This is a genomic window from Shewanella sp. M-Br, assembly GCF_036245925.1.
Classification (GTDB): domain Bacteria; phylum Pseudomonadota; class Gammaproteobacteria; order Enterobacterales; family Shewanellaceae; genus Shewanella; species Shewanella oncorhynchi.
This window is the reverse complement of sequence record NZ_BJBV01000013.1, coordinates 39,828-64,579: the sequence shown is the minus strand read 5'-3', so window position 1 is coordinate 64,579 and position 24,752 is coordinate 39,828. Positions and strand designations below refer to the sequence as shown.

Annotated in this window: 19 protein-coding genes and 1 riboswitch; of the genes, 6 read left to right on the top strand and 13 right to left on the bottom strand. The window is 45.5% G+C overall.

All coding sequences use genetic code 11. The features are described from left to right. Nucleotides 1-68: 68 nt before the first annotated feature. Both AAA952_RS12455 and ribB read right to left on the bottom strand, forming a co-directional pair. Nucleotides 69-3,293, bottom strand: a complete 3,225-nt coding sequence (locus AAA952_RS12455; protein ID WP_338257425.1) for an EAL domain-containing protein — start codon at nt 3,291-3,293, stop codon at nt 69-71. A gap of 435 nt (nt 3,294-3,728) precedes the next feature. Next, nucleotides 3,729-4,382 (bottom strand): 3,4-dihydroxy-2-butanone-4-phosphate synthase, encoded by a 654-nt coding sequence (ribB, locus tag AAA952_RS12450; protein ID WP_105250977.1) that lies wholly within the window; start codon nt 4,380-4,382, stop codon nt 3,729-3,731. Between the two features lie 190 nt (nt 4,383-4,572). Next, nucleotides 4,573-4,804: riboswitch (FMN riboswitch) on the bottom strand. 180 nt (nt 4,805-4,984) lie between these two features. Here ribB and AAA952_RS12445 point away from each other — a divergent pair. Next, nucleotides 4,985-7,120, top strand: coding sequence for a S9 family peptidase (locus tag AAA952_RS12445; RefSeq protein WP_338257423.1), 2,136 nt, complete (start codon nt 4,985-4,987; stop codon nt 7,118-7,120). Between the two features lie 11 nt (nt 7,121-7,131). Then, nucleotides 7,132-7,590 (top strand): GIY-YIG nuclease family protein, encoded by a 459-nt coding sequence (locus tag AAA952_RS12440; RefSeq protein ID WP_338257421.1) that lies wholly within the window; start codon nt 7,132-7,134, stop codon nt 7,588-7,590. 24 nt (nt 7,591-7,614) lie between these two features. Here AAA952_RS12440 and AAA952_RS12435 read toward each other — a convergent pair whose 3' ends face one another. After that, entirely contained in the window at nt 7,615-7,737 is a 123-nt protein-coding gene (locus tag AAA952_RS12435; protein ID WP_263187938.1) for a hypothetical protein, read from the bottom strand. Nucleotides 7,738-8,004: 267 nt separating this feature from the next. Between AAA952_RS12435 and AAA952_RS12430 the strand changes: the two genes are divergently transcribed. Further along, the gene (locus AAA952_RS12430; RefSeq protein ID WP_338257417.1) at nt 8,005-8,883 is read left to right on the top strand and encodes a hypothetical protein; all 879 of its coding nucleotides are present in this window, start codon (nt 8,005-8,007) and stop codon (nt 8,881-8,883) included. Between the two features lie 532 nt (nt 8,884-9,415). Here AAA952_RS12430 and AAA952_RS12425 read toward each other — a convergent pair. From AAA952_RS12425 to AAA952_RS12415, 3 genes are all read right to left on the bottom strand, one after another. Then, nucleotides 9,416-10,108 carry a hypothetical protein gene (locus AAA952_RS12425; protein ID WP_219251732.1) on the bottom strand — a complete coding sequence of 231 codons (693 nt, stop codon included), beginning with the start codon at nt 10,106-10,108 and terminating at the stop codon, nt 9,416-9,418. 121 nt (nt 10,109-10,229) lie between these two features. After that, nucleotides 10,230-10,700, bottom strand: coding sequence for a hypothetical protein (locus AAA952_RS12420; protein ID WP_263173754.1), 471 nt, complete (start codon nt 10,698-10,700; stop codon nt 10,230-10,232). Nucleotides 10,701-11,008: 308 nt separating this feature from the next. After that, entirely contained in the window at nt 11,009-11,794 is a 786-nt protein-coding gene (locus tag AAA952_RS12415) for a hypothetical protein (RefSeq protein WP_338257414.1), read from the bottom strand. Between the two features lie 270 nt (nt 11,795-12,064). Between AAA952_RS12415 and AAA952_RS12410 the strand changes: the two genes are divergently transcribed. Then, nucleotides 12,065-12,832, top strand: a complete 768-nt coding sequence (locus AAA952_RS12410) for a class I SAM-dependent methyltransferase (protein WP_338257412.1) — start codon at nt 12,065-12,067, stop codon at nt 12,830-12,832. 26 nt (nt 12,833-12,858) lie between these two features. Here the strand turns inward: AAA952_RS12410 and AAA952_RS12405 are convergent, their stop codons facing one another. The 3 genes from AAA952_RS12405 to AAA952_RS12395 all read right to left on the bottom strand — a co-directional run bounded on the left by AAA952_RS12405 (nt 12,859) and on the right by AAA952_RS12395 (nt 17,690). Further along, nucleotides 12,859-14,895 carry a M14 family metallopeptidase gene (locus AAA952_RS12405; protein WP_338257410.1) on the bottom strand — a complete coding sequence of 679 codons (2,037 nt, stop codon included), beginning with the start codon at nt 14,893-14,895 and terminating at the stop codon, nt 12,859-12,861. A gap of 133 nt (nt 14,896-15,028) precedes the next feature. After that, nucleotides 15,029-16,165, bottom strand: a complete 1,137-nt coding sequence (locus AAA952_RS12400) for an FUSC family protein (RefSeq protein WP_338257408.1) — start codon at nt 16,163-16,165, stop codon at nt 15,029-15,031. A gap of 274 nt (nt 16,166-16,439) precedes the next feature. After that, nucleotides 16,440-17,690 (bottom strand): dicarboxylate/amino acid:cation symporter, encoded by a 1,251-nt coding sequence (locus tag AAA952_RS12395; protein ID WP_330147874.1) that lies wholly within the window; start codon nt 17,688-17,690, stop codon nt 16,440-16,442. A 499-nt stretch (nt 17,691-18,189) separates the two neighbouring features. Here AAA952_RS12395 and AAA952_RS12390 point away from each other — a divergent pair, with 499 nt between their 5' ends. Continuing rightward, complete coding sequence (locus AAA952_RS12390; RefSeq protein WP_338257403.1) at nt 18,190-18,546, top strand: DUF7716 domain-containing protein; 357 nt, start codon at nt 18,190-18,192, stop codon at nt 18,544-18,546. A gap of 187 nt (nt 18,547-18,733) precedes the next feature. On the opposite strand, the gene AAA952_RS12385 is transcribed toward AAA952_RS12390, so the two are convergent. The 4 genes from AAA952_RS12385 to hslR all read right to left on the bottom strand — a co-directional run bounded on the left by AAA952_RS12385 (nt 18,734) and on the right by hslR (nt 23,564). Continuing rightward, nucleotides 18,734-20,293: an AbgT family transporter gene (locus tag AAA952_RS12385; protein ID WP_263179890.1), complete on the bottom strand. Its 1,560-nt coding sequence runs from the start codon at nt 20,291-20,293 to the stop codon at nt 18,734-18,736. 258 nt (nt 20,294-20,551) lie between these two features. Then, nucleotides 20,552-22,093, bottom strand: a complete 1,542-nt coding sequence (locus AAA952_RS12380; protein ID WP_173242580.1) for a phosphoenolpyruvate carboxykinase — start codon at nt 22,091-22,093, stop codon at nt 20,552-20,554. Nucleotides 22,094-22,290: 197 nt separating this feature from the next. Continuing rightward, entirely contained in the window at nt 22,291-23,151 is an 861-nt protein-coding gene (gene hslO, locus AAA952_RS12375; RefSeq protein WP_105250990.1) for an Hsp33 family molecular chaperone HslO, read from the bottom strand. A gap of 14 nt (nt 23,152-23,165) precedes the next feature. After that, entirely contained in the window at nt 23,166-23,564 is a 399-nt protein-coding gene (gene hslR, locus AAA952_RS12370; RefSeq protein WP_011848177.1) for a ribosome-associated heat shock protein Hsp15, read from the bottom strand. Between the two features lie 253 nt (nt 23,565-23,817). On the opposite strand from hslR, the gene gspC reads away from it, so the two are divergent. Then, entirely contained in the window at nt 23,818-24,747 is a 930-nt protein-coding gene (gspC, locus tag AAA952_RS12365; RefSeq protein ID WP_131525237.1) for a type II secretion system protein GspC, read from the top strand. Nucleotides 24,748-24,752 lie beyond the last annotated feature (5 nt).

Genomic DNA, 24,752 nt, shown 5'->3' with positions numbered 1-24,752 from the left:
CGTTTTATTTGCCACAAAAAAGCAGCCTAGGCTGCTTTTTGTTCTTTATCGTTTTATTTTTTATAAGCTTAGATATTCACGCATTTATCTTGATAGCCATCATTCAACAGCGCTGTGTGCTTGATGCGTAGCAAGGGAGTGATCTCGTTGAAGGGGAGCGGTTTGGAGATCAAATACCCTTGAGCGAAGTGGCAACCTAAATCTCGTAGGAAGTGCCACTGTGCTTCGGTTTCTATGCCTTCAGCAACTAACTCCATTTCTAGGCTTTGCCCCATCATGACAATCGCTTTGACTAAGTTGGCGTTCGAGTTATTTTCGAGGGCATTTTCCACAAAGCTGCGGTCGATTTTAATCACTGAAATCGGGAATTTTTTCAGATAACTCAGGGAAGAATAACCCGTACCAAAGTCATCGATATAGATTTGCGAGCCTAAATGACGAATAGACTCGAGCGTGCTCAAGCAATGGCTGGCATCGCCCATCAGCATGCTTTCAGTGATCTCAATATGCACATTTCGTGGGTTAACGTGGTGGCGGTTGAAGCACTCTTGCAACACTTGGTCGAACCCCATACCGCGTGTATTGATACATTGGCGGCTGGAAACATTAATCGCGACATTGATATTTAAGCCACTTTTCTGCCATTGCCTCAGGTCATGCATGGCTTGGTTGAGCACCCATTCGCCCATAGGCTCTATCAATCCAGTCTCTTCGGCTAATGGGATAAATTGATCCGGCGGGATCAACCCAAGCTCGGGATCTTGCCAGCGGATAAGGGCTTCGACGCTGCAGACACTTCCGGTTTGCATATCCACGATAGGTTGATAATGCAGGGCAAATTCATTTTGTGCCACGGCACGGCGTAGACGTTGTTCTAACTCCATCCGGGCGAACATGGCTTGATTCATACCCGCGGTGAAGTATTTAAAATTGTTCCGTCCCGCATCTTTGGCTTGATACATGGCGGTTTCGGTATTGCGGGTGAGTGAGCCAGTATCTAACCCATCTTCGGGATAGACGCCAATACCAAAGCTGGCCGAAATCTGGATCTCGCGGTCATTTAAGTTAAATGGCATACCTAAGGTTTCAATGATTCGGGTTGCCATGTGTTCTATGGCGAGTTCGTTAGTCAGCCGTGGCAAGATAAGCACAAACTCGTCGCCACCGATACGTGCGATAAAATCGGTTTTCCCCGCAATGCCTTCTAAGCGCTTTGCGACATCTTTAAGTAATAAGTCTCCAGTGGCATGGCCTTGTACATCATTGATATATTTGAATTGATCCAAATCAATCAGCAAGATAGCCAGCTTGCGAGAGTCATGCTGCGCCACATGGATTTCGTGCTGTAGTCGTTCATTGAACAGCTTACGATTAGGCAGCCCAGTTAACCCATCGAAGTTGGCCTGATACCAAAGATCCTGCTCATATTGCTTACGCTTACTGATATCCATAAATAAACCAATATGTTGGATTATTTTACCTTGCTCATTTCGCACCACAGTGATCGCTAGATACTCGGGATATACTTGGCCATCTTTGCGTTTATTCCAAACTTCACCCTCCCATTTGCCTTCTTTTTGTAGTGACTCCCACATGGCGGTATAAAAGTGTTTAGGATGACGGCTAGAGCTGAGTAGGGAGGGACTGCGGCCTTTTACTTCTTCCAATGAATAGCCCGTAATGTGGCAAAACGCGGGGTTGACCAGTTCAATATGGTTGTCGGCATCTGTCACCACTATGCCTTCGGCAGAATAGTCAAACACAGCTGCGGCACGGCTTAGGGCATGGTTCGCTTTTTGCCGTTCGCTAATCATACGGTTCATGGCACGGGCCATGCGGGCGAGTTCATCTGTGCCTGAGACTTGGATATTAATATTGAGCTGTGGATCTGCTGCCATTTGCTGCATGTCATTGGCAATCTTAGTGATCTTATCCATAAAATTGCGGATGATCTTTTGTCCAAGCCAAAGTGTGATGGTCGCGGTGAACAAAGCCGAGAACAAGTATAAGCCGAGTAAGATTAAGGTGTGGTTTTGTTGATATTCGCTCTGCTGCGCCATGTTCTTGGTGATATTTTGCGCCAGCAAATGTAGTTGATTGATACGCTGAGTGGTGAGATCCCACCACTCCTGGCTATCAATTGGATGTGGCGGCATTAATAGTTGGCTCATCGCTTGGCTTAATTTGTCCTCACTGGCTGGGACTTGCGCGATGGCTTTGATCTCCGTCATCGGCAAACCTTGCTGCTGCAGTTGCTGCAACTTGACCATGCTGAACTGGTATTGATCTATGCTCTCCTCAATGGTTTTCAGCGCTGCCTTAAATTCGGGTAGAGAACGAGTCTCGTGACTGAGTTCATCCAAATTAAGCTGAATCGTCGCAAGTGCTGCATTAAATTTTTGCAGTGAAATCTCATCGCCCTTAAGCAAATAGTCCTGAAAACTGCCCATTAAGCCACCGTAACCTAAGTAGGCATTAATATTTTGTGCCAGAGCGCTAATGCGAGTTTGTTGTTCAATTTGCTTGCTGATTTGCAGAATGCGTTGATTTTCTGGTGAATCTTGTAGGTTTTGTAGTAAGGACCTTCTATCGGAAATTGATGCATTACTTGCGTGCATCACGGCTCGCTCATATTCATACATGAAGGAGATTATGGTGCGGTAATCATTAATATTGAGTGATTTGCTGAGCAGTAATTGATTGATGGCACTTCGTTCTTTTACGGCCAACTCCTGCACCATAAGTAGGTTCAATAGATCGGTATAGGCACGGGACTGACTGATTTCGTTGGTTTGTAACTGTAATAACTGAATGAGCTGTAAAAGCTGAGTGTGGAATTGATTATAGAGTTCCGTAAACTGACTCAGTGTTTCGTCTGTGTGGTTTTGGTGAACGTTAGCGAGTTTGTTGCCTGTAAGTTTGAGCGCATCCAACAATGCGTTCATTTTGTTTGCTTCAATACTTTTAGGGTCGAGCGCCTCCAGAAGATGCTCTAAAGGCTCACTGTTCAGTAACGCATCGAGTGCTTTTGACCTAGTTGCTTGTTGCTGTAATAGCACTTCATCGGTTGGTCGCTGATTTGTACTTAAACCATATTCGTTTTGCAACTGATAGAGTAGCTCAGTGATTTGTACCGTCGTTTGTACCGCAAGATGATTGTGCTTGGCCGAGTGTGATTCCTTTATCAAGTCATGCATGCGCGTCAGAATGAAAAAGCTCATCATTAATAATGGGACTAACGAAAACAGAATGAGCTTTTGCTTCAAACTGAGATGGTGTAGCGCTGACGGCATTAAAGATCACTCCACTCGTTCGCCTAGGCAGAAAAAGAAAATTCAACGTAATAACGTTGAATCCGAGTTACAAATAGGACTAGGCACAGGGTGAGGATATTTAACATAGGCGGCCAGCCACCGCGACCTTTAGTTTATGGATATCTAATCTAGGTCACGAAATTAAGCAAATTGTTATATATCATGCTAAGAGACTATTTTTATTAACCTATTTTGCACCTATCAAACAAGCATTTGTCTTGTCTGTGATGTGAAGCAGTATTTCATCATTCGAAAGAATGACTTGTTTAACTTTACCTTTTATCGGTTTTTTTAGTGCATTAGGTGGAACGCGATTGTTAATGGTAAATCTATTTAAATAAAAAGGACGCTTGCCGCAGCTAAACGTCCTTCTATTTAAATCAATGCCCTAGATTCAGGCGATTGGCATGTTATCTAGCCGACATTGGCCAGCAATGATTTGCGATAAACGACAATATCTTCAATCGTTAATACGGGTATATTGTGCTGCGCACCGAAGGCAATAATTTCGGGCAAACGCGCCATAGTGCCATCGGTGTTAGTGACTTCACACAATACGCCAGCGGCTTTTAAACCCGCGAGTTGCATTAAATCGATAGTGCCTTCAGTGTGACCACGGCGGGTCAATACCCCACCCGGTTGGGCGCGAAGTGGATACACATGGCCAGGACGAGCGAGATCACTTGGCTTAGCGCCATCGGCAATCGCCGCTTTAATGGTGGTCACGCGATCGGCGGCAGAAACCCCTGTAGTCACACCGACTTTAGCTTCAATACTCACAGTAAACGCAGTGCCGTATTGGCTAGAGTTGTTTTCCACCATAGGGGGTAATTCGAGGGCTTTGACTTTTGCATCGGGTAAACACAGGCAAACAATACCGCTACATTCACGGATGAGCATGGCCATTTGCGCGTTAGTCAGCGTCTCGGCAGCGAAAATTAAATCGCCTTCGTTTTCTCTATCTTCGTCATCGACAACTAATACACCTTGGCCTTGACGCAGGGCATTAAGACCCGCTTCAACACGTTCGATAGCAGTACCAAAAGGAGCAAGTAAAGACTGATTCATGGTTAATATCCTTAAATAAACGACATTGGAATATCCAGAATCAGGGCGTGCAGAAATACAACGTAATCAAACCCAATGGCTCGATTTTGCTGTAGCAATATCACTTCACTTGGGGTGAAGTTATTGCAAAACATGAGGCTAACACTGCAATACATAAGCGCGTTGCACTTAAATACCGCAAGGTGTTGTCTTACATTCTCTTCCATCCGGACTCAGCACTGTCGCCATTAAAGCAAACAGTCCATTACCGTCGGCTCTGGAATAGTCAGTTTTGCACTAGGCAAAATCTAAGGCACCAGATCTGCTGACCCCGAAAGTGATTTCGGGCGCTCGCGGGCTTTGGGTGTCGCTCAGCAAAATAATCACTTAGTCGTTACCCATTTACCGCCGGTGGGGAGTTTCACCCCGCCCTGAGAATTTGCTTTTGAGCCATTTGCGCTCAAAAACGCGGTTATGTTGCTCTTATTTACCGCGAATGGCAACTTCTCGCGTTCAATGTTTGCGCTAGTGCACACCTGACCACTATCATACTGAACACATAAGCTAATTGACTTGCCGTCGCATTCTTCGACGGTCGTTATGGACGTCACAAGGACGTATAAATGCGCTCTCTGCTACTCACTTTAGGTATTGCTATGCTGTTATCCGCTTGTTCGACCTCTAAAGGGCAAGTACCCGCCCCGGTTGCTGAAAAAATTCCCCATGTGATGACTTTACATGGCGTAACACGTACCGATGATTACTATTGGCTGCGTGATGATGAGCGCAAAGATCCTAAAGTGTTGGCCCATCTCAACGCTGAGAATCGCTATACCGCGGCTTATTTCAAACCATTAAAGCCGTTGCAAGATGGTCTTTATAAAGAGTTAACCGAGCGTTTAGTCGCCGATGAGTCGAGCGTGCCGTACCAATGGCATCAGCACAGCTACTATCACAGATACCAAGAGGGTAGCGAATATCCGCTGATCAGCCGTAAGGGCGCCGATGGTGTTGAGCAAGTGATGCTCGATGTTAACGACCGAGCTAAGGGCCATGAGTTTTATGGTTTAGGCGGCGCGAGTGTGAGCCCAGATGAAACCATGTTGGCCTTTGGCGAAGACGTCCTCAGCCGCCGTGTATATCACATCTATTTTAAAGACTTGGCTTCTGGCGACATGATCACCGACGTGCTTGAAAATACCGAAGGTCGCGTAGTGTGGGCGAACGACAACAAGCATGTGTTCTATATCGCCAAAGATCTAAAAACCTTGCTGGGCTATCAAGTGTATCGCCACGAGCTGGGCACTAAGCAATCGAGCGATGTCTTAGTGTATGAAGAACAAGACGATTCATTTTATATCTCACTCGGCAAAACCTTAGATGAGTCGCAAATTGTGTTGTTCCAAGAAAGCACCACGACGAGTGAAGTGTCTATTCTCGATGCCAGCGAGCCTTTAGGTTTATTCAAACCAGTGTTAGCGCGGGAAGAAGGTCACGAATACAGTGTGTCTAAGCTGGGTGATACTTATTACATTCTCACCAACTGGCAGGCGACTAACTTCCGTTTGATGAAAGTCGCCATTAAAGATGCAGCGGACAAATCTAAGTGGCAAGAAGTGGTTGCGCATAATCCCAATGCCCGTATCGAAGACGAGTTGGTGCTCAAGGATTATCTGATTATTCAGACCCGTGAAAATGGCCTAACGCGGATTAAAGTGATGCCGCTCAATGGTCAAAAGCCCTTCGAGTTGAGCTTTGATGAGCCTGCTTATGTGATGGGTTTAGAGATCAATTCCCAGCAAGACAGCAATAAGTTACGCATTTTCTACTCCAGTCTAACGACGCCAGAAGCCGTATACGAATATTCGCTGGTGAATCCCGATAGACGTGATTTATTGAAACAAGATCAAGTCTTAGGTGGCTTCGATACCAGCCAGTATCGTGCCGAACGGATATTTGTGACGGCCCGCGACGGTGCAAAAGTGCCCGTCTCTTTGGTATATCGCAAAGATAAATTCAAGAAAGATGGCACTAACCCTCTGTATCAATACGGTTATGGATCTTACGGTTACACAGTAGAACCCGATTTTTCTTCATCCGTTATCAGTCTGCTTGACCGCGGTTTTGTGTATGCCATCGCCCATGTGCGCGGCTCAGAAATGCTAGGTCGCCCTTGGTATGACAATGGTAAGTTGTTGAATAAGCAGAATACCTTCAATGATTTTATTGACGTAACAACGGCATTAACGGCGCAAGGTTATGGCGACAAAAACAAGGTTGTTGCCTCTGGCGGCAGCGCGGGTGGTTTGCTAATGGGCGCGATTGCTAACCAAGCGCCGGACAAGTATTTCGCCCTTGCAGCCCATGTACCTTTTGTTGATGTGGTGACGACTATGCTGGACGAGTCGATTCCGTTGACGACCAATGAGTACGACGAGTGGGGCAATCCGAACGAGAAAACCTATTTCGATTACATGCTGAGTTACTCGCCCTACGACAATGTCACTGAGCAAGAATACCCACACATGTTAGTGACGACAGGTTTGCATGATTCCCAAGTGCAGTATTTTGAACCCGCCAAGTGGGTCGCTAAACTGCGCGATGTACAGAATAAGTGGTACAAGATGGATGATAAGGTGTTGTTATTCAATGTGGATATGGAAGCTGGCCACGGCGGTAAGAGTGGTCGTTATCGCCAGTACCAAGACACTGCCCAAGAATATGCCTTCTTCTTGAGTCTATTAGGTATGGCGAAGTAGGTCATTCGCAAGTGACTGGATCAGCCGTCAACCTAGGCAATACTGACAGAGGCGCTTTACAGCAACATGAGTCACTGGTGGCAGACACACTTGTCCCAGTGACTAGCGCTGTCGCAACCAAAAATGTTGTTACAGAAGCTTCGCTGAATCCCGTACCATTAAATCCTGCACCACCGAAGCCTACACCCATAAAATCAGCACCCCTCTGGTACTTGTATCTAGTCCGCTGCGCCAACGGGCATTTATACACAGGCGTCACCACCGACGTAGCGCGACGCTTTAGCGAGCATCAATCGGGTGGAATCAAATCCGCTAAGTATCTGCGCGGTAAAGGGCCATTAACGCTGATGTATCAAGAGCAGGTTGGCAGTCAGGGTGATGCACTACGCCGTGAGATTGCAGTTAAAAAGCTAAGTCGCGCTCAAAAGCTGACGTTGATTGAGTCAGAGCGTGGATTAGTAGATCGTTAACACTGCATCATACTTGTTCTGTGACTAGTAATGATTAAGCACTGTCATTCCAGTGACTCGCCGTAGATATATCCCTATAGGCTCGACGACGGCATCCATTCCGTCAACGGTCACTTCCATGTCAGTGCTTAATCTGGCTAACTGCATAGTATCCTGTTACCTAGAGCATTCTCTTAAGCCTAATGTCAGACAGAACTATCTATCTTAGTTGGCATGATCCTATTGCAATATATGATAGGTTTGTAACTCGTACATGGGATATTCTGTCTGATAGATTGTTGTGTAAGGAAAGTGATAGAAATCTGATTAATTTATTTTGATACAAATAGTTAATGATGCACGCTTTCTCTGCTCTAATGAGGTAAGCGAGCATGCACACTATTCAGAGGTTATCTTAATGGAGGTCTTTTTTATATGCATGGCGTTTGCAAATTATGTAATCAAGAAGCGAAGCTTGAGTTGAGTCATTTTATTCCAAAATTTATAGGAAAGTGGCTTAAGAAGACTTCAATTACGGGTTATTTAAGAGATGGAAATCAAGTAAGTAAACGACAGCAAGATATAGCCAAAGAATATTGGTTATGTGGAGCTTGCGAAGATTTATTTTCAACATGGGAAAGAACTTTTTCGGTTAAAATATTCCACCCTTATATGAAAAACTCGAGTTTAGTAGCAGTGTATGGAAATTGGTTGTCAAAATTTGCAGCCTCTTTGTCTTGGCGAACACTTACTTATGTTCGCAGCAAAAATAGCCATGAAACTAAACCGCAAGAATACCTAGAAATGTTGGCAAAAGCTGAAGAGGGGTTAGCCAACTTCTTACTTGGTAAATCTTCAAACTTATACGAATTTGAGCAACACATATTTCCTCTTGATGTTATTGAGTCAACAAATTTCGATAATCTTCCAACAAACATCAATCGGTATTTCCTTCGTGCTATTGCCATGGATATTGTGGGTAACTCACAAGGCACGTACATTTATACGAAGTTACCTTCGTTTATTGCTATAGGTGTAATTAAGTCAAAGCAATCGAAACAAATGCGATCTAGCCGTGTGGCTATTAGCGGTGGAACAATATCCCCAAGACAGTATGTCTTTCCTGACGGTTTTGATGGTTATATCAGGGATGCTGCAAATAAAATATCTGAACTATACGAGCAAATCCCAGAAGAACAGCTTGCAAAGATTGAAAATTATGTGATTGATAATTTGGATAAAGTGGTAGGTTCAAAACTGTTTGAAGCTATTGTCCATGATTATGAGAGGTTTGGTCGAAAGTCATTAAGATAATAAAGCATTTAAGAGTGATTCCTAAAGCTTGGTATTTTTAGTTCAAGGTTGGGGGCTAGTGGCAATGTTGCTCATACTTGAATGCAACATTATATGTGAAGTTTATCAAGGCATTCATTGTTCAATTTGGCCACAGGTATACTCAAAGGTTAATGAGATTAAGCACTGTCATGGAAGTAACCGTTGGCGGCATGGCCGCTCTTTCACATGCATGTGATCGCGGTATTTGCACTTCTGTATGCAGCAGATGCCGCTGTCGAGCCTATAGGGACACTTCTTGTTAAACGACAGGGCGGCGAGTCACTAGAATGGCAGTGCTTAATAGCTTAACGATTAACTTCCATAATAAATCAAGTGTTTAAGCTTTTTTCGCCACCAAAGACTGGTCTGCATTGGGGAGCGTCGATTTTTCTTCTGCTGAGCGATAAGTTTGTCTGATATTGGTATTCTGAACTCCATTCAACAGCTTAAGAATGCCACTTACACAGATCTTTTCACGCTCTCGAACTACATGTCCGGTCTTTTTCTATGCTTAATTTACAATCCCTGGTAGGGCTTTTCTTAAAAGTTCCAACTCCTTTTTGTTTGCTTTAATCCAAAGTTTTTTCAAGTTTGGTATCGAAGCCAAGATTTCTACTGTCTCTTTAGTCTTAATTACATTTGTTTCAACAAGATACAACGCAAAAATATTTTTATTTCCACGCAACTCGTCAATACTGGACAACTGTGGGTTTCCACTGAGGTCTAAAATTTTTACGTTGTCCAGCGTTGAAATGATAGAACCAAAATCTAACTTTTGACATTTATTTAAAGATAAGTAGCTTAAATTCTGGGTGTTTCCGGTAATTTCAGAGAGTTTGCTTGCATGGGATACACTTAATGATTCAACTGAGTCTGAGCATAAATTAATTGACTCTAATGAACGAACAATGGAGCAGTTTAATGAAATTGCGACATCAACTTTTAGATTAATAACTTTGGAGTTGAATATATTTACATGCTTAATCCCGTCAACCAATTCAGATGATTCATTTTGCTCAACATAACCTTTCCGAATGAATGCCATTATGGCTTTCCAATCATCTCGCTGCCACTCAGCGTTATATACATAATCCAATATTGGTAATATAGAATCGAAGGTAGGTAATGAATTTTCCCATCTCTGCCATTCTGAAACATTTTCTGGTGCTAACTTTATATATTTCTTAAAAGATGAAATGTCCATATTATCACTTAATTAAAATTGGGTTGTCGAATTCAGAACGTTGATCTCTTCTGGTATATTTTTGCATTTCTTTTGAGAAGCGGCTCTAAATTCTGATGATTTATTCTGTCACGCTATCCCTTTACTCACTCTTATTTGAGCTGACTAAAGCTTTAAAGCGAAGGTCACTCTTGCTCAGAGGGGTAAGTGCCTCGGCTTTGGTGAGATATTGCATAGTGATGTGGATAGCGTCTTGATGGTGACTAAATTCCCTAAAAATACGCTTTGCAATCAGCAGATTTAATTGATGTGCAGCTAATGAGGCATGCTCATGCTTTATCTGTAAAATAGCCTCTTCTAGGGAGATAGGGGGAATTTCTTCCAAGGTTATAAGAAAGGCTTTTGCGACAGTCCTGGCGTGTGAGAAATAGTCTGAGTGCGCATCTAAGGCGTAAATATGCTTGAAAATGTGTTTGGCTAGAGCTTTATTGCCGTTGCGATAAAAAGATTCGCCATCAAAACAAATATCCCCTAGTCCTTCCATTATCTGTCTAGGGTTATCCGATAGAGAAAGCGCTTCAATTTCTTTTTGGTATTCCGAAAACTGATCCATATTCTCGACCTTACTGGCAATACAGTGTGACTTTTCGACTATTGAAGTGGGAAGGCTGACAATCTTAGCAAATCCACAAGGTTAAAGCGTAACGGTCTGAATAAAATCAACATCATTTCTGCAAACTCAAGCTTAATTTCGGTATAAAAAATGCCACTACAAGGGGTTAGTGGCATAAATGCATAAGTCTGGCATACGCTTAAAAGGGTGGGTAGAAGACTGACATCTTGGCTGGGAACCGTTGCAACATCAGCCTCTACGCCGGGAAGAGGGTAAAACCTTTGGGAGTTGAGGGGTAAAACGGCGCGTTATTGCATGCTCACTGGGCCGTCGATTTTGTTAAATGTCACATCGCCAGAACCTGCCGCAAGAATCGTTAATCCCTTAGTGTTAAAGACATTAATATTGCCTGAGCCGTCTGTGATGGTCACAGCACTTTGCACATTGGCGACCTCTATGTTGCCCGAGCCGTCATCAATTGCGGTATTGCCGCGAATATCGGTCAGCTTGATGGCACCAGCGCCATCTTCAATGGTTAGGCTGCCGTTGATTTGGCTGATTTCAATATCACCTGAGCCATCCTCTATGTTGATATTGTTACCACCGTTGATAGTGAGTTCACCCGAACCGTCTTTGACGTTCATGTCTGACGTCATCTTGCTGATCAAAATAGCCCCTGAGCTGTCATCAATATCCAGTGTAAAGTTCGCAGGGACTTGCAGTTTTAGGTCTATATAGGGCGAGTCATTATTAGAATCTGTTTGCTCAAAGTTGGCCTTGAGCTTGGCTTTATTGGCTTTTTTCTCAAGGGTGAGAATGACTTTGCTGTCATCGTTGCCGTCCTTATTGCTATAGATGTCGGCGACGAGTTTAATTTGGCTGAGGCCTTCGACACCGATAATTTCGAGACTGCCTGCGCCAGTTTCTGCAATCAGGCCTTGTAAGTCTTGGCTATTGAGGGTGAGCTCGCGTTGTTGGTGGTCTAAGTCTGGCATGCCTGCTGCGTTCACATTAAGAATGCAGCCAGTGAGCGATACCCCAGCAGTAAAAAACACTATAAAAGCGAGGGTGAATATAAATGGGCGTAGTGACATGTTAGCTTCCTTGTTTATCTGGCACTCGATTTTTTGGGTGAGTGCTGAGTCGTCTTGCGATGAATAAGACATTGCACAGCCCATGCCAATTTTAAGTTTCATTTATAATCAATTGGTTAAGCTAAAAAGTGTCCGAGGTTCACTATGCGGACATGTCCGCTACATGGGTGATTTACTCATAGATTAGTGAAATTGCTCATTTATTAAGTTAGTTTAAGCTCCGTAAGTCACGCGGAATCAAAAATACAAAAAACATAAGAAAGGATGCAGATGGATTATTTAACGACGAACATGACGGCTTGGGATGCGCGCACTCGGGTACATTTAACTTCTGATTTTTATGATGTGGCGGGCTTTCTTAGTGGTAAGACTTCGCTGCGGGAAATTGAGCTAGGTGAACTCGAGGTTGCAGGTAAAAATTTGCTGCATCTGCAATGTCATTTCGGCTTAGACACCTTGTCGTGGGCGCGAATGGGAGCGAGAGTCACAGGCGTCGATTTGTCAGAAGTGGCGATTGTTGAAGCGCAAAAACTGGCAGAACGGACACAGTTGTCCGCTGAGTTTATCTGTAGCGATGTTTACAGTGTGGCGAGCAAGGTTGAGCCTCACGATATTGTGTTTACGTCCTATGGTGCCATTGTTTGGCTGCCGGATTTAACCCTGTGGGCGCAGACGGTTGCCGACTGTTTAACACCCGGCGGACAGTTTTACATGGCCGAGTTCCATCCTGCGCAGCAGTTGTTCGATGGCTATAGCTATTTTAATCGGGGTGAGCCAGACATAGAGCAGGAAGGCACATATACCGAAAATACCGGTGATGATCAGCAAACCTTAATGTGCTGGTCGCACAGTTTATCTGAAGTGATCAATGCATTATTGCAGGCGGGCTTAGTGTTGGAGTTCTTCCACGAGTTTGATTTCAGCCCCTATAACTGCTTTGAAGGGCTCGAAGCGCAAGCCGATGGTCGTTATGTGTTAACACACCAAGGGCAGAAGGTGCCCTTGGTGTATAGCATAAGTGCGCGTAAGCCCGCTTAATCAATGCCGTTTTGTAATCGCGATGATCAACGACTACGGTAAACCGGATACTTAAGGTATTGGTTATCGTAGTAAGGGCTACGTTCATAGAACCAGCGTAGGCGTGCCTCAGGATCGGCGGCAAACTCGGCATTGGTCAGTGCTTTGTCGAACTCAGCTTGTAGCTTAGGATCATCTTTTAGCATCTTGGCCGCCAGTGGCTCTACCGCATAATCTTCAATGTATTCAGTGCGAGTGAAGATAGGATTGAAGAAACCCCATTGCAGTAAAGAATCTGGTGATTGCGGCTCAAGCAGTAAAATCGCCAGATCGCCTAGCGGTTGATCTGTACTGATTTTAATGGTGCCAGCGGGCAGAGTAGTGCTGACTTTGGTTAACTCTGACTCGGCTTTGACCGTTTGGCGGCCCTCAAAATCCTTAGTGTTAAACACGGGATTGCTGAGGGTATATTGCTGCAATTTCAACTCGGTTGGCTTTTTGAGTGTGGTCATGCGAATGCCATGCACGTTAAGACGATCAATCACTTGAGTCCATTGAGCGGGAATATAGTAAGCACTCGGACGAGTGACCTTAATGTCGGGCACTGTTTCAGCCATCACAGGCAAGTTAGGGTAAAGCTTAGGTTCACCTGTCCAGCGCACAACTTCAGCGCCACTGATGGGGCTCTTTTCAAGTTGATAATCTATGCCTTTAAAATCCCAGCCTTTTTCTAATGGTGCTAATTTCCAAGTAAGGGTGATTAGCGGTGAGGCGCGGTATTTATCTTCTTGAATCGCACTCTTAAGTTTTGTCGCCTGTTCGCCCACTGTTTTGAGGGTTTGCGCTAACATCACATAAGTGCCGAGCACCCTTTGTTTAAAGGGCTTTAGGCTGTGGTTTTCAACCAGAATGGTGGGCAAATGGCGAGCATCGCCATAACCGTTAGAGAAGCGCGGACTTGGATTCCACAGCGACATGCCTTTGGTGATATCGGCGTTATCCACGGCAAAAATCAGCGGGCCGGGAATATGGCCTTGCTCGGTTAATGCTGCTTCAACCGCGGGTCTGTAGCTGTTTTCGAGCCAGCGGTAACTGGCTGGGCTTAATCCTTGGGCAAGGTTATAACCAAAGGTGACATCGTATTGGTAATCGATGCCGTCGGTGACATGCACGTCGATATACAAGTCTGGCTGCCACACGTTGATTGCGCGCAGCATGTGCTGCATTTCTAAGGTATCGGCCTTGGCATAATCGCGGTTAAGGTTGAGGTTATTTGCGGTAGTGCGCCAGCCCATATTCACAGGGCCACGTTGATTCACGCGATTAAATTCGCCGCTGCGCTCATGGGCATCGACACTAAACATAGGCACAAACAAGAGGTTGGTTTTATCCAGCAGGGCGTTTTTATCGCCCTTGATGATGTCGCGTAGCAGCATCATGCCGGCATCCTTACCGTCGATTTCTCCGGCATGAATCCCTGCTTGCACTAAAACCGTTGGCTTAGTGTTTTGCTTGAGGCGCGCCGACTCATTAATGCCTTCACTGCTGGCGATATACATCCAAATATCGCGCCCCTGTGGGCTCTTACCTAAGCTAACCTTTTGTAATTTATCTGTCTCGCCCGCGAGTTTGTCAAGCCAAGCGATAGTGGCCTCGTAGCTAGGGCTTTCAATACCACTACTTTGTTCAAACGGCGTCGCCCATTCGTTATCGACACTCAACATGAGCGATTCGCTGGCGCCATGCCAAGTGATACTTGGCGGTAAAATGGCATCGTTGACAAAGGTGTCGGCTCGTTCAGGAATGGTCGCTGGTTGTGCTTCTGGCGCTGCGACTGCGGCATCGGCCAGTACATTAGTCGCAGTTTCAGTTGCTTGGCTATTCGCTGCTGGACTTGCATCCTGTGACGTTGTGATTACTGGGGAGCCAACTGCCAATGTTTCTGTGGTAGAGGCTTGCGTCATAGTGGCTGCCGGAGTTGTTTGGGTTGTTGTTTTCGCATCATTGGCAAAAGCATTCCCAGGGTACAGATTGCCCGTAGAGAGACAGGCAATGGCGATAACGGAGAGAGAAAACAAGCGCATGAAAAGAGTCCATCTATCGAATTTTTATTAGGACGGTATCTTTTCATTAAACGCCCCGTTAACGCAAGGGCGGCTAAGGGTTATCCGGCATTTCTGACATGGATTTAAGCACTAAGCGGAATGGTAAAATCGACTAAGCCGTTTTGTTGGGCGTTATCTGAGAAGCTGGCCGCTTGCGATAGGCAATGTCGATAATGGCAATGTCTTTATAAAGTGCTTCGACGGCAATCGCGAGCTGATAAATCAGCCAGCTATAACCTGTGAGCGCAAATCCCTGCGGCACTTGGTCGTTTACGGTTGTCACTGGATCAGCGGTTGATGCTTGAGTGGCTGCGACTAGGGCAAGCTGGAGTCTGTGTTGTAATTCTTGATCTAAGCATTCTGGCAGTGTCGGCAATTGTTGAGCTTTACCCGCTACAAATTCTGCAAGTTGTTGCAAATAGAAGGCAAGCTCAGAGGCAACCGCATTAATCTGCAGATAGGCGTCTTTGTCTTCTTCCTGCCAGCGGGTTAAGGGTAAGAGTTCAAGTAAGGTGATTAAGCGCACTTGTTTATTGGCTAACTGCGACAGTAGCACTTTGTGTTTTTTGAGGGTTTGACTTTCCCATTCCAAGGAGAAAAACAGTTTCTTTTGAGTGAGTACGGCCTTCATCGCAGCCTCCAGTCTAGCGCGAAAATCGAGCTCATGATTGGCGGGCGCCTTAAGATGCTCGGCTAAGACTTCGGCCATATTGTCGATGGCATGGGTGAGTTGGGAGCGCCAATCTTGTTTAGCTTTAATCGGAAAAATGAACAGTGAGACCAAAATAGCAATCACGCAGCCGGAGAGAATATTGGCCGTGCGCCATAGTGCCTCAGAGGTGTCATGGTTGGCGTCGCCGACGACGATTATAATGGTAAATCCGGCCACTAAATAGGCATAACTGTAACGTCCGGCCGAGATAAAACAAATCAAGCTAACGGCTAAGATCAGCAGGCTCATGATTAGCCAATAACTGTCCACAGTGGCAACTGACATCACCCCATAAGCTGAGCCTAAACAAGTGCCTATCGCCCTTTGTAGCGACTTTTCAATCGCGCCGCCTACTTGAGGTAAGCTCATCATAATGATCACTATCGTGACCATGCTCCAAATAAAATGCGGTGGCGCCCAAATGGCATTAATAGTGACAGCAACGAGTAAGGCTAGCCCGAGCTTTAGGGCGTGGATTGAGCGGAAATGGCGATAGATAAAGTCGGCAAAGGGTGTGGCTGGGGCAAATACAGACATAGGGCAAAATTCCTTTGAGCTAACTTAGCGATGTTAATCTGGTGGCAGTATCGCAGAAAAACCGTGTCACTTGCGGCCATAGCGCCATAAAGAAATGTAAATTGCGAAATCTAGCAAATTGAGCTTAGTGGATGGCGCGGGAGAGATCACATTAACACTCAGATTAAATAGGCTTAACTGATGCGTGTAGAGGCAGGCCATTATACCGTGCTGCAGATATAAAAAAGGCTTGAATAAGCATTGCCTATTCAAGCCTATATTCAAAGTGTTTGAGTTAGCTTAAGTTGCGCTCACTATCCGCTTTAACGTCAACTTCTGTGTATTTATCCATGATCAAGGCACAAGCCGCATCGCCAGTGATATTGAGTGCGGTACGGATCATGTCAAAAACCCTGTCTAACGCAAACAGCAAAGGTAAACCATCGATAGGAATTCCCGCAGCTAACAGCACTGCCACTACTAAAAAGGATGGGCCTGGCACACCAGCTTGACCAATTGCACCTAAGGTTGAGGTGAAAATGATGGCCGCATAGGCTGTCATCGATAGATCAACGTTATACATTTGGGCGAAGAACATAGCCACTAAACCATAATAAATTGCGTTGCCGCTCATATTAATGGTGGCGCCTAACGGCAATACAAAAGCCGTGGTTGCCTTAGAGACTTTAAGATCTTCCTCGCAGGTTTCCATATTCACTGGCAGAGTCGCCATTGAAGAGGCGGTCGATAATGCCATCACCTGCGGCTTCTTCATTGCCGAAATAAACTGGCGCGCAGACACTCTTGAGAAGAGTTGTACCACTAATGGGAAGAAGATAAAGCCGTAGATCAGAATCGCAGCAACAAACACGGCGAATAACTTAAACACGACTTCTAGTGCATCAAAACCGAAGGTGCCGACAGAATCGGCCATCAAACCAAATACACCGATAGGGGCAATGATCATCACGCAGTTGATCATCCACACAAAGGCATCAACGACTGTGTTGAGTGCGGCCAAAATAGGTTTAGCACCATCGCCTTTAACTTTAGTCAGTGCGATGCCGAAGAAGATACTAAAGACTAAGATTTGTAATATGTTACCGCCGTTCAGCGACTCGAACACATTGGTTGGGATCATGCCGATAAAGGTATCCATTACCCCGGGCAATGCGCCATGTTCCTTGGTTACTTCCATCAAGTCTGTGCTGCTGTGGGCGGTAAAATCAACGCCTGCACCCGGTTGGAACAGATTACCCATCAAGAGTGCAAGCACAACGGCAAAGCCCGACGTGACAATAAAAAAGCCGAAAGTGCCAATGCCAATCTTACCCGCCGATGGACTATCGCCTAAGCTCGCCGCGCCGCTGATGATAGAAACCAATACCAGTGGGATCACTAGCATTTTGATTAAATGGATGAAAATGGTTCCGAGTGGTGCAAACACACTTGCACTCTCGCCCATCATAAAACCCACCAGTGCGCCGATAATCATGGCAATAACCACTTGCACACCAATGTTACCTAATAAACTCTTGCTCTTCATTCTTGCGAAACTCCCCAGTTGCCGCAGCATTTTGTGTCATGCACAGACGATTTGAACCTAGACGACTCAAGCTTTAGTAATTAAGGTTTACTCTAGGCTAAAGGTTCACTCTATGTTAAAGGCAAATGCCCGACATTTTTGTCCGGCTAAAGTACCACAATTGCATAGTAGGGGATTGTGAAACATCACTAACCTTGGTTTCAAAATAACCAAAGTCTAAATCACGTTAACGTTAAATGAGAAATGCTTAAATTTATGCACTTAAAAATGAATAAAGCTTATTTTATTGTGGGGTTTTAACTGCCGAATTGATGAATTGTGATTTTTACTTTGATGGGCGCAGATATCCTCTCGTATTCTTGGGGCGGCCTGAGTCGTTAGTTACCCATCTTTTACTTGTATGAATCATGAGAGTGGTTAATAGCTAAAAAACCTCCATGACCATTCAACTCTGTGACTCACTCAGTTTTCCCTATGACAACTCCATTTCGAGGACATTATGAACATCACCTCATTTTTTGGCCCACCCGAATCGTTACAGTGCTGGATAAGAAAGTGCGTCGAACAACCTGGATTAAGTTATTGGCTGGTTTATCAAGATCTTGATGAAGGTGAATCCCTGCAACTGATCACTCCATTATTCCCGATAGTGAATGATATGAGAGACCTATCGGATGACGAAATCGATGCCTTTGAGGATAGCTTAGGCCGGAGTGACTATGGTTATCTGCTAAACACGGATCAGATTGAGGATGTGATCGATAACCTGATGCAGCAAAAAGCCCTACCAAGTGAACAGGAACTGCTTGAAGCTATTATCTTTTACTATGAGCGAGATGCGTTTATAGATATTTAAGTGTTTATTTTTATTTTGTTGTTTCTATATAAAATAAAATTACGTGTTGTTAGCGGTAAAATACCGACGGTTAACGTCGGCATTTGCGTTTAAGGCGAGGTAATAAGTTGTGCACCATTTAGTGGTTATTGAGGTATTGAGCTTATGAATTCAATTTCGCAAGCACTCTGAATACCTCTTGAACGCCCTAAGGCATTGCGGGGAAGGAGAGCGAGCTGCCAATCCCTAGAGGCAAGCCTAAGGCCCAATATGCCAGTAAGAAACCGCTCCAAAGCAGGAGAAAACTGATTGAAAACGGTAACATCAGTGCCACTAAGGTGCCTATGCCTGATTCCTTAACGTATTTTTGGCAAAACACCACAATTAACGGAAAGTAAGGCATCAACGGGGTGATGATATTAGTGGATGAGTCGCCCACTCGGTAAGCGGCTTGAGTCAAATCCGGTGACACACCTAGTTCCATTAACATGGGTACCATAATGGCGCCAATCAATGCCCATTTAGCTGAGGCGGAACCTACTAATAGATTGACGAACGCCGTGAGAAACACAATTCCCACCAAAGTCACACCCATAGGAAGGGCTAATTCCTTTAACGCCAACGCGCCTTTAATGGCCATTAATGCGCCTAAATTGGATTGACCAAAAGCATAAATAAACTGGGCGCAGAAAAAAGCCATGACGATGTAATAACCCATGCCGCTCATGGATTTGCTCATGCCTTGAATAATGGCTCTGTGGTTGTTTGCCGTGCCAGCGGCATAGCCATACACGATGCCGGGAATGAGGAAAAACACAAAAATAATCGCCACAATGGAGCGCATTAATGGCGCTGAAGCACTGGTTAGGGCGCCGTCAGTAGCACGCCAAGCAGAATGTTCACCATAGGCGGTTAATACTAATCCTAATGCACACAACAACATGGCGGCCATGGCGAATTTGAGTCCGCGGCGCTCATGGGGTTGCAGTTCATCTAGGGTTGGGAGCGTGCTGGGATCGCCATTCACCGCAGTGTTTTTTAGGCGCGGCTCGATAACTTTATCCGTTAAGAACCAGCCAACTAAGATAATTAAAATGGCAGAAGTCGAAGTAAAAAAGATGTTATTTAGTGGGTTAATCGTTAATGTCGCGGCCGCGGGGTCGGCTGATAATCTTGCCGCTGCCTGAGTTAAGCCCGCTAGCATAGGATCAAGGCTGGATGGCACGCCAACGGTCGCAGAAAAACCACCGGATACGCCAGCGAAAGCGGCGGCAATACCGGCTAAGGGATGACGACCCGCGGCATAGAAGATCACCGCGCCGAGTGGGATAACGAGTACATAACCCGCATCAACCGCGACATGGCTCAGAATACCCACGGCTATCAATACCGGGGTGAGTAACATCTTGGGGGTAACAGATAAAATGGAGCGCAGCCCTGCATTAATAAAGCCAGTATGTTCAGCAACGCCTAGGCCCAGCATGGCCACAAGCACCACACCTAGCGGCGGGAAAGTCACAAAGGTCGTGACCATCGCCGAGGTAAAAGCGGTTAACGCACCACCATCAAGCATATTGACGACTTGAATCGGGTTACCAGTACGAGGGTCGATTTCATCAAAACTGACACCCGATAATCCCCAAGAGATCAACCAGACTAAGCCCAGAAACATCGCAAATAATACTGCTGGGTCGGGCAGTTTATTGCCGACGACTTCGACGCCATTGAGAAATCGCTGGAATCCAGTGACAGGTTTATGATTTTCCATTTGGGTGCCGCTTCCTAAAAAATGATGATTGTTATCGGTGATTATAAAAACGCAGCATTAATTTAAGCTTGGTTTAACTAATCGATAAGAAATAAAACACATAAAAATCTATCGCAGTGGCTTTAGTGCGGGTGGATTTAATCATCACTAAATCAATTTAGCCGCAAATAAAAAGCGCGGGTTCATGACTGAACCCGCGCTTTTTTATGAAACGATATTTTTGACTAAATAACCGTACCGAACAAATCCACTACGCGCTTATGCTTTTGGACCTGCGTTGCGGATAGCGTCTGACACTTGATACTTAGCGAAGTTTTTAGTGAAAGCTTCTGCTAGTTTCTGGGCGTATTCGGCATATAGCGCTTTATCGCCCCAAGTGTTGATTGGATTGAGTAAATTGCTGTCTACACCACTTACTGCCACAGGAACGGCGAGGTTCAAGGTGTCTAAGTGGACGGTTTCCACATCTTTCAACTCACCGCTGACAATCGCATCGACGATGGCGCGGGTGGTTGGGATGTCAAAACGTTTACCTACACCGTGTGGGCCACCAGTCCAACCAGTGTTGACTAAGTACACTTGGCTGCCGAAGGACTCAATGCGCTTCATCAACAGTTCTGCGTACACGCCAGCAGGGCGTGGGAAGAAAGGTGCGCCGAAGCACGTTGAGAAGGTGGATTGAATCGCCGAGGTTGAGCCGATTTCAGTCGAACCTACTTTGGCGGTATAGCCAGACAAGAAGTGGTATGCAGCTTGTTCTTTGGTCAGGATAGAAACCGGTGGTAATACGCCAGATACATCGCAGGTTAAGAATACAACCGCATGTGGCTCAGCGCCGCAGTTGTCTTCTTTACGTTGGGCGATGTGCTCCAGCGGATAGGCTGCGCGAGTATTTTCCGTTAGGCTGCTGTCTTTGTAGTTAGGTACACGGTGTTCGTCCATCACTACGTTTTCAAGTACAGTGCCGAAACGAATCGCATCCCAAATCACGGGCTCATTCTTTTGGCTTAAATCGATACATTTGGCGTAGCAACCGCCTTCGATGTTGAATACACCGCCGGGTGCCCAGCCGTGTTCATCATCACCAATCAGGAAGCGTTTTGGATCAGCAGAGAGTGTGGTTTTACCTGTGCCAGATAAACCGAAAAACAGCGTAGTGTCGCCATCTTTACCCACGTTGGCCGAGCAGTGCATTGGGAGCACGCCTTGGGCTGGCAGTAGGAAGTTTTGCACTGAGAACATAGACTTTTTCATTTCGCCAGCGTATTTCAGGCCAGCGAGCAGCACTTTACGTTCGGCGAAGTTTAAAATCACGGTCGCATCTGAGTTAGTGCCATCACGTTCTGGTACGCAAACAAAGTCAGGGGCATTGATGATCTGCCACACTGGTTTGTCTTTACGATTAAATTCTTCAGGAATGATAAATAGATTGCGGGCGAACAGTTGGTGCCAAGCGTATTGTGTGGTGACTCGTACTGGTTGGTAATGTTCAGTGTCGGCACCGACTTCGAGATCAGATACAAACAGTTCTTTATCGGCTAGGTAAGCTTCAACCCGTGCCCATAAACCTTCAAAAGCACCTGGATCGAAAGCCTGATTGACTGGGCCCCATTCGATATCAGCTTCTGAACTGGGTTCTCTTACAATGAAACGATCGCCAGGTGAGCGACCGCTGCGAGCGCCTGTTTTAGCAACTAATGCGCCATTGGCTGTCAATTCACCCTCGCCGCGTAGCAGGGCAAATTCGACAAGTTGTGCTGTTGAGGGGTTAAAGTGAACGCGGTTTAATCCATCCGCCATAGTGAGGTCTCCATTTGATTTGTAAGGTTATTTTAATATCGATCGTCTGCCGATTTAATTTTATTTATCGCCTGAGTCGTGCTAGGTGACAAAGTGAGGGCGATTGTAGCCTAAGCCGAGTGCAATGTGTGAGGGGATTATAGGTATGAATAAAAAATGGGCGCCAAATAGGGCGCCCATTTTTAGGGGGAGTCGTTTTACTGCTGGGTTGTTGATGTCTGACCGTTAGCAAATAAGGTTGCTACGTCTATGGCATCAAAGGTGTATTTAGCGTGGCAATATTCGCAACCCATTTCTATCTTGCCATCTTCGGCGAGTATGGCTTCGATTTCTGCTTGATCTAAGGTTTTGATCGCGCCAGCACTGCGTTCATGGGAACAAGTGCATTTAAAGCTCACATCGATAGGATCAAATAAGCGTACTTCTTCCTGATGATAGAGGCGATGTAACACGCTTTCTGCATCAAGAGTAAATAGCTCTTCGGCCTTGATGGTCGACGTCAGTTGGCTCAAGTGTTCGAAGTCGGCGTTGTGATCTTGCTGGCTTGGCAGAATTTGTAGGAACATGCCCGCCGCTTGTTTACCGTCGGCAAATAACCAAATTCCCGTAGGTAACTGCTCAGATTGATTGAAGTATTCTTCAACACAGGCCGCAAGCGTTGGCTTGTCTAGTGCAACGACACCTTGGTAGCGTTCACCTTCGTCGGGTGTTAAGGTGATGACCATATAGCCTTGGCCGAAGAGTTCTGTGAGGCTAGCATCATCGGCGAGTTCAGCATTCCAGCGAGCCACACCGCGTAACTCTTGTAAATTGTTACCGTTGATCACCGCTAAAGAAACAGGGCCGTTGCCTTGTAACTGTACGCTGATATCACCGCTAAATTTCAATGTAGCGGTTAATAGTGAGGTGGCTGCCATTAATTCACCCAGTAGCACTTGCAGTACGGCTGGGTATTCTTGGGCGCTGATCACTTGTTGATAGCTGTCTTGTAACTGTACCAGTTCACCGCGCACATCGGCATTATCGAACAAGTAGCGGTGTAAAGTATCTTGGTTCATCGTGTATCTCACTGTTAAAGGTCTTTAAAGCGCATGAGCTGGCGTCGTTGCTTTTTATCTGGTTTCTGATCGGGTATCGGGTTATTGAGCATGTGGAGGCGTCGTTGCTCAGCATTAATGGCCCGTTTAGCCAGACTTGTCGCGGTTTCTTCGTACAATTCTTGTGCAATCGCACCACTTTGGCGTAATTGCGATAATTTTTTTATGACGATCTCTTTATCGTCATATCCTTGGCGTATCTTAAGGACGGCGCCTATCTCGGCATTCCTACTAGATTTGGCACGCTGGCCGTTGTAATGTACTTTGCCGCCGTTAATCATTTCTTTGGCGATGGCACGGGTTTTATAAAAACGTGCAGCCCAAAGCCACTTATCGAGTCGAATGTCTGTTTTATCGCTTTGACCTTGAGTCATAGTGTCTCCAGCTAAAAGATCGATGAGTTCACATGCCGAGCAAGAAAATGCGTCAAGAGCATTTCTATTATGTTAAAGGGTGGCGTGCTTCACACCCTTTTATGGCGGGCAAAGTTAGCATAATTGGCCTATTTTCGCCAATTTGAATGCTGTTATGGGCTTGTTGCCAAATGCTGCCTAGGTTAGCATGAGACGGTAATCGCCTAATTATTATAATCAGAACAGAGACCTGTATCGAGGGTCCACATAAAATATGGATTTATTAGATAAAGTTATCGCAAAAGCCATTGGCATGCCCCATAAGCCCTTAAGCCGGATAGTCTTCTGGTTGGGTTTTATTGTGATCATGTTGTTAGCCGCGCAAATTACATGGAAATTAGTGCCTACTAGCTCATCACCCAGTGCTTGGTCTCCAACGCCCGTTAACCTGACGGGTAAAGGTGCTGGGCAGGTTGATCTTGCGGGTTTGCAGCAGCTTGGTCTCTTTGGTAAGGCAGATGCTAAATCTGAAAAGCCAAAAACTGAGGTTGTTGAGACTGTGACCGACGCGCCTAAGACCACACTCTCTATTCAGCTCACTGGCGTTGTTGCATCGACAGCGGATCAGAAAGGCTTAGCGATCATTGAGTCAAACGGCAGCCAAGAGACCTACAGCTTAGGCGATAAAATCAAGGGTACTTCGGCATCACTGAAAGAAGTCTATGCCGACCGTATTATCATCACTAACGCTGGCCGTTACGAGACATTAATGCTCGATGGCTTAGTTTACACTAGCCAAAGCCCAGCCAATCAACAGTTACAACAAGCTAAGACTAATAAGACTGGCTCGGCAGTGAGCCGTGTCGATCAACGTAAAAATGCCGAAATCTCCCAAGAACTCGCCGAATCCCGCACCGAATTGTTAGCCGACCCCAGTAAGATCACCGATTATATTGCCATTTCACCTGTCAGACAGGGTGACGCTGTGGCGGGATATCGCTTGAATCCAGGGAAAGACGCCAATTTGTTTAAGCAGGCGGGTTTTAAAGCTAACGATTTAGCCAAATCGATTAATGGATACGACTTGACCGTAATGAGTCAAGCGTTAGAAATGATGAGCCAATTACCCGAGTTAACCGAAGTTTCTATTATGGTTGAGCGGGAAGGACAATTGGTTGAAATCATGTTTAGTTTGCCGCAATAACACGC

Bases quoted from the DNA above. Each gene is read 5' to 3' on its own strand.
- AAA952_RS12455 (WP_338257425.1), bottom strand. From the start codon at position 3,293: ATGCCGTCAGCGCTACACCATCTCAGTTTGAAGCAAAAGCTCATTCTG.
- ribB (WP_105250977.1), bottom strand. From the start codon at position 4,382: ATGAATCAGTCTTTACTTGCTCCTTTTGGTACTGCTATCGAACGTGTT.
- AAA952_RS12445 (WP_338257423.1), top strand. From the start codon at position 4,985: ATGCGCTCTCTGCTACTCACTTTAGGTATTGCTATGCTGTTATCCGCT.
- AAA952_RS12435 (WP_263187938.1), bottom strand. From the start codon at position 7,737: ATGCAGTTAGCCAGATTAAGCACTGACATGGAAGTGACCGTTGACGGA.
- AAA952_RS12430 (WP_338257417.1), top strand. From the start codon at position 8,005: ATGCATGGCGTTTGCAAATTATGTAATCAAGAAGCGAAGCTTGAGTTG.
- AAA952_RS12425 (WP_219251732.1), bottom strand. From the start codon at position 10,108: ATGGACATTTCATCTTTTAAGAAATATATAAAGTTAGCACCAGAAAAT.
- AAA952_RS12420 (WP_263173754.1), bottom strand. From the start codon at position 10,700: ATGGATCAGTTTTCGGAATACCAAAAAGAAATTGAAGCGCTTTCTCTA.
- AAA952_RS12415 (WP_338257414.1), bottom strand. From the start codon at position 11,794: ATGTCACTACGCCCATTTATATTCACCCTCGCTTTTATAGTGTTTTTT.
- AAA952_RS12410 (WP_338257412.1), top strand. From the start codon at position 12,065: ATGGATTATTTAACGACGAACATGACGGCTTGGGATGCGCGCACTCGG.
- AAA952_RS12405 (WP_338257410.1), bottom strand. From the start codon at position 14,895: ATGCGCTTGTTTTCTCTCTCCGTTATCGCCATTGCCTGTCTCTCTACG.
- AAA952_RS12400 (WP_338257408.1), bottom strand. From the start codon at position 16,165: ATGTCTGTATTTGCCCCAGCCACACCCTTTGCCGACTTTATCTATCGC.
- AAA952_RS12395 (WP_330147874.1), bottom strand. From the start codon at position 17,690: ATGAAGAGCAAGAGTTTATTAGGTAACATTGGTGTGCAAGTGGTTATT.
- AAA952_RS12390 (WP_338257403.1), top strand. From the start codon at position 18,190: ATGAACATCACCTCATTTTTTGGCCCACCCGAATCGTTACAGTGCTGG.
- AAA952_RS12385 (WP_263179890.1), bottom strand. From the start codon at position 20,293: ATGGAAAATCATAAACCTGTCACTGGATTCCAGCGATTTCTCAATGGC.
- AAA952_RS12380 (WP_173242580.1), bottom strand. From the start codon at position 22,093: ATGGCGGATGGATTAAACCGCGTTCACTTTAACCCCTCAACAGCACAA.
- hslO (WP_105250990.1), bottom strand. From the start codon at position 23,151: ATGAACCAAGATACTTTACACCGCTACTTGTTCGATAATGCCGATGTG.
- hslR (WP_011848177.1), bottom strand. From the start codon at position 23,564: ATGACTCAAGGTCAAAGCGATAAAACAGACATTCGACTCGATAAGTGG.
- gspC (WP_131525237.1), top strand. From the start codon at position 23,818: ATGGATTTATTAGATAAAGTTATCGCAAAAGCCATTGGCATGCCCCAT.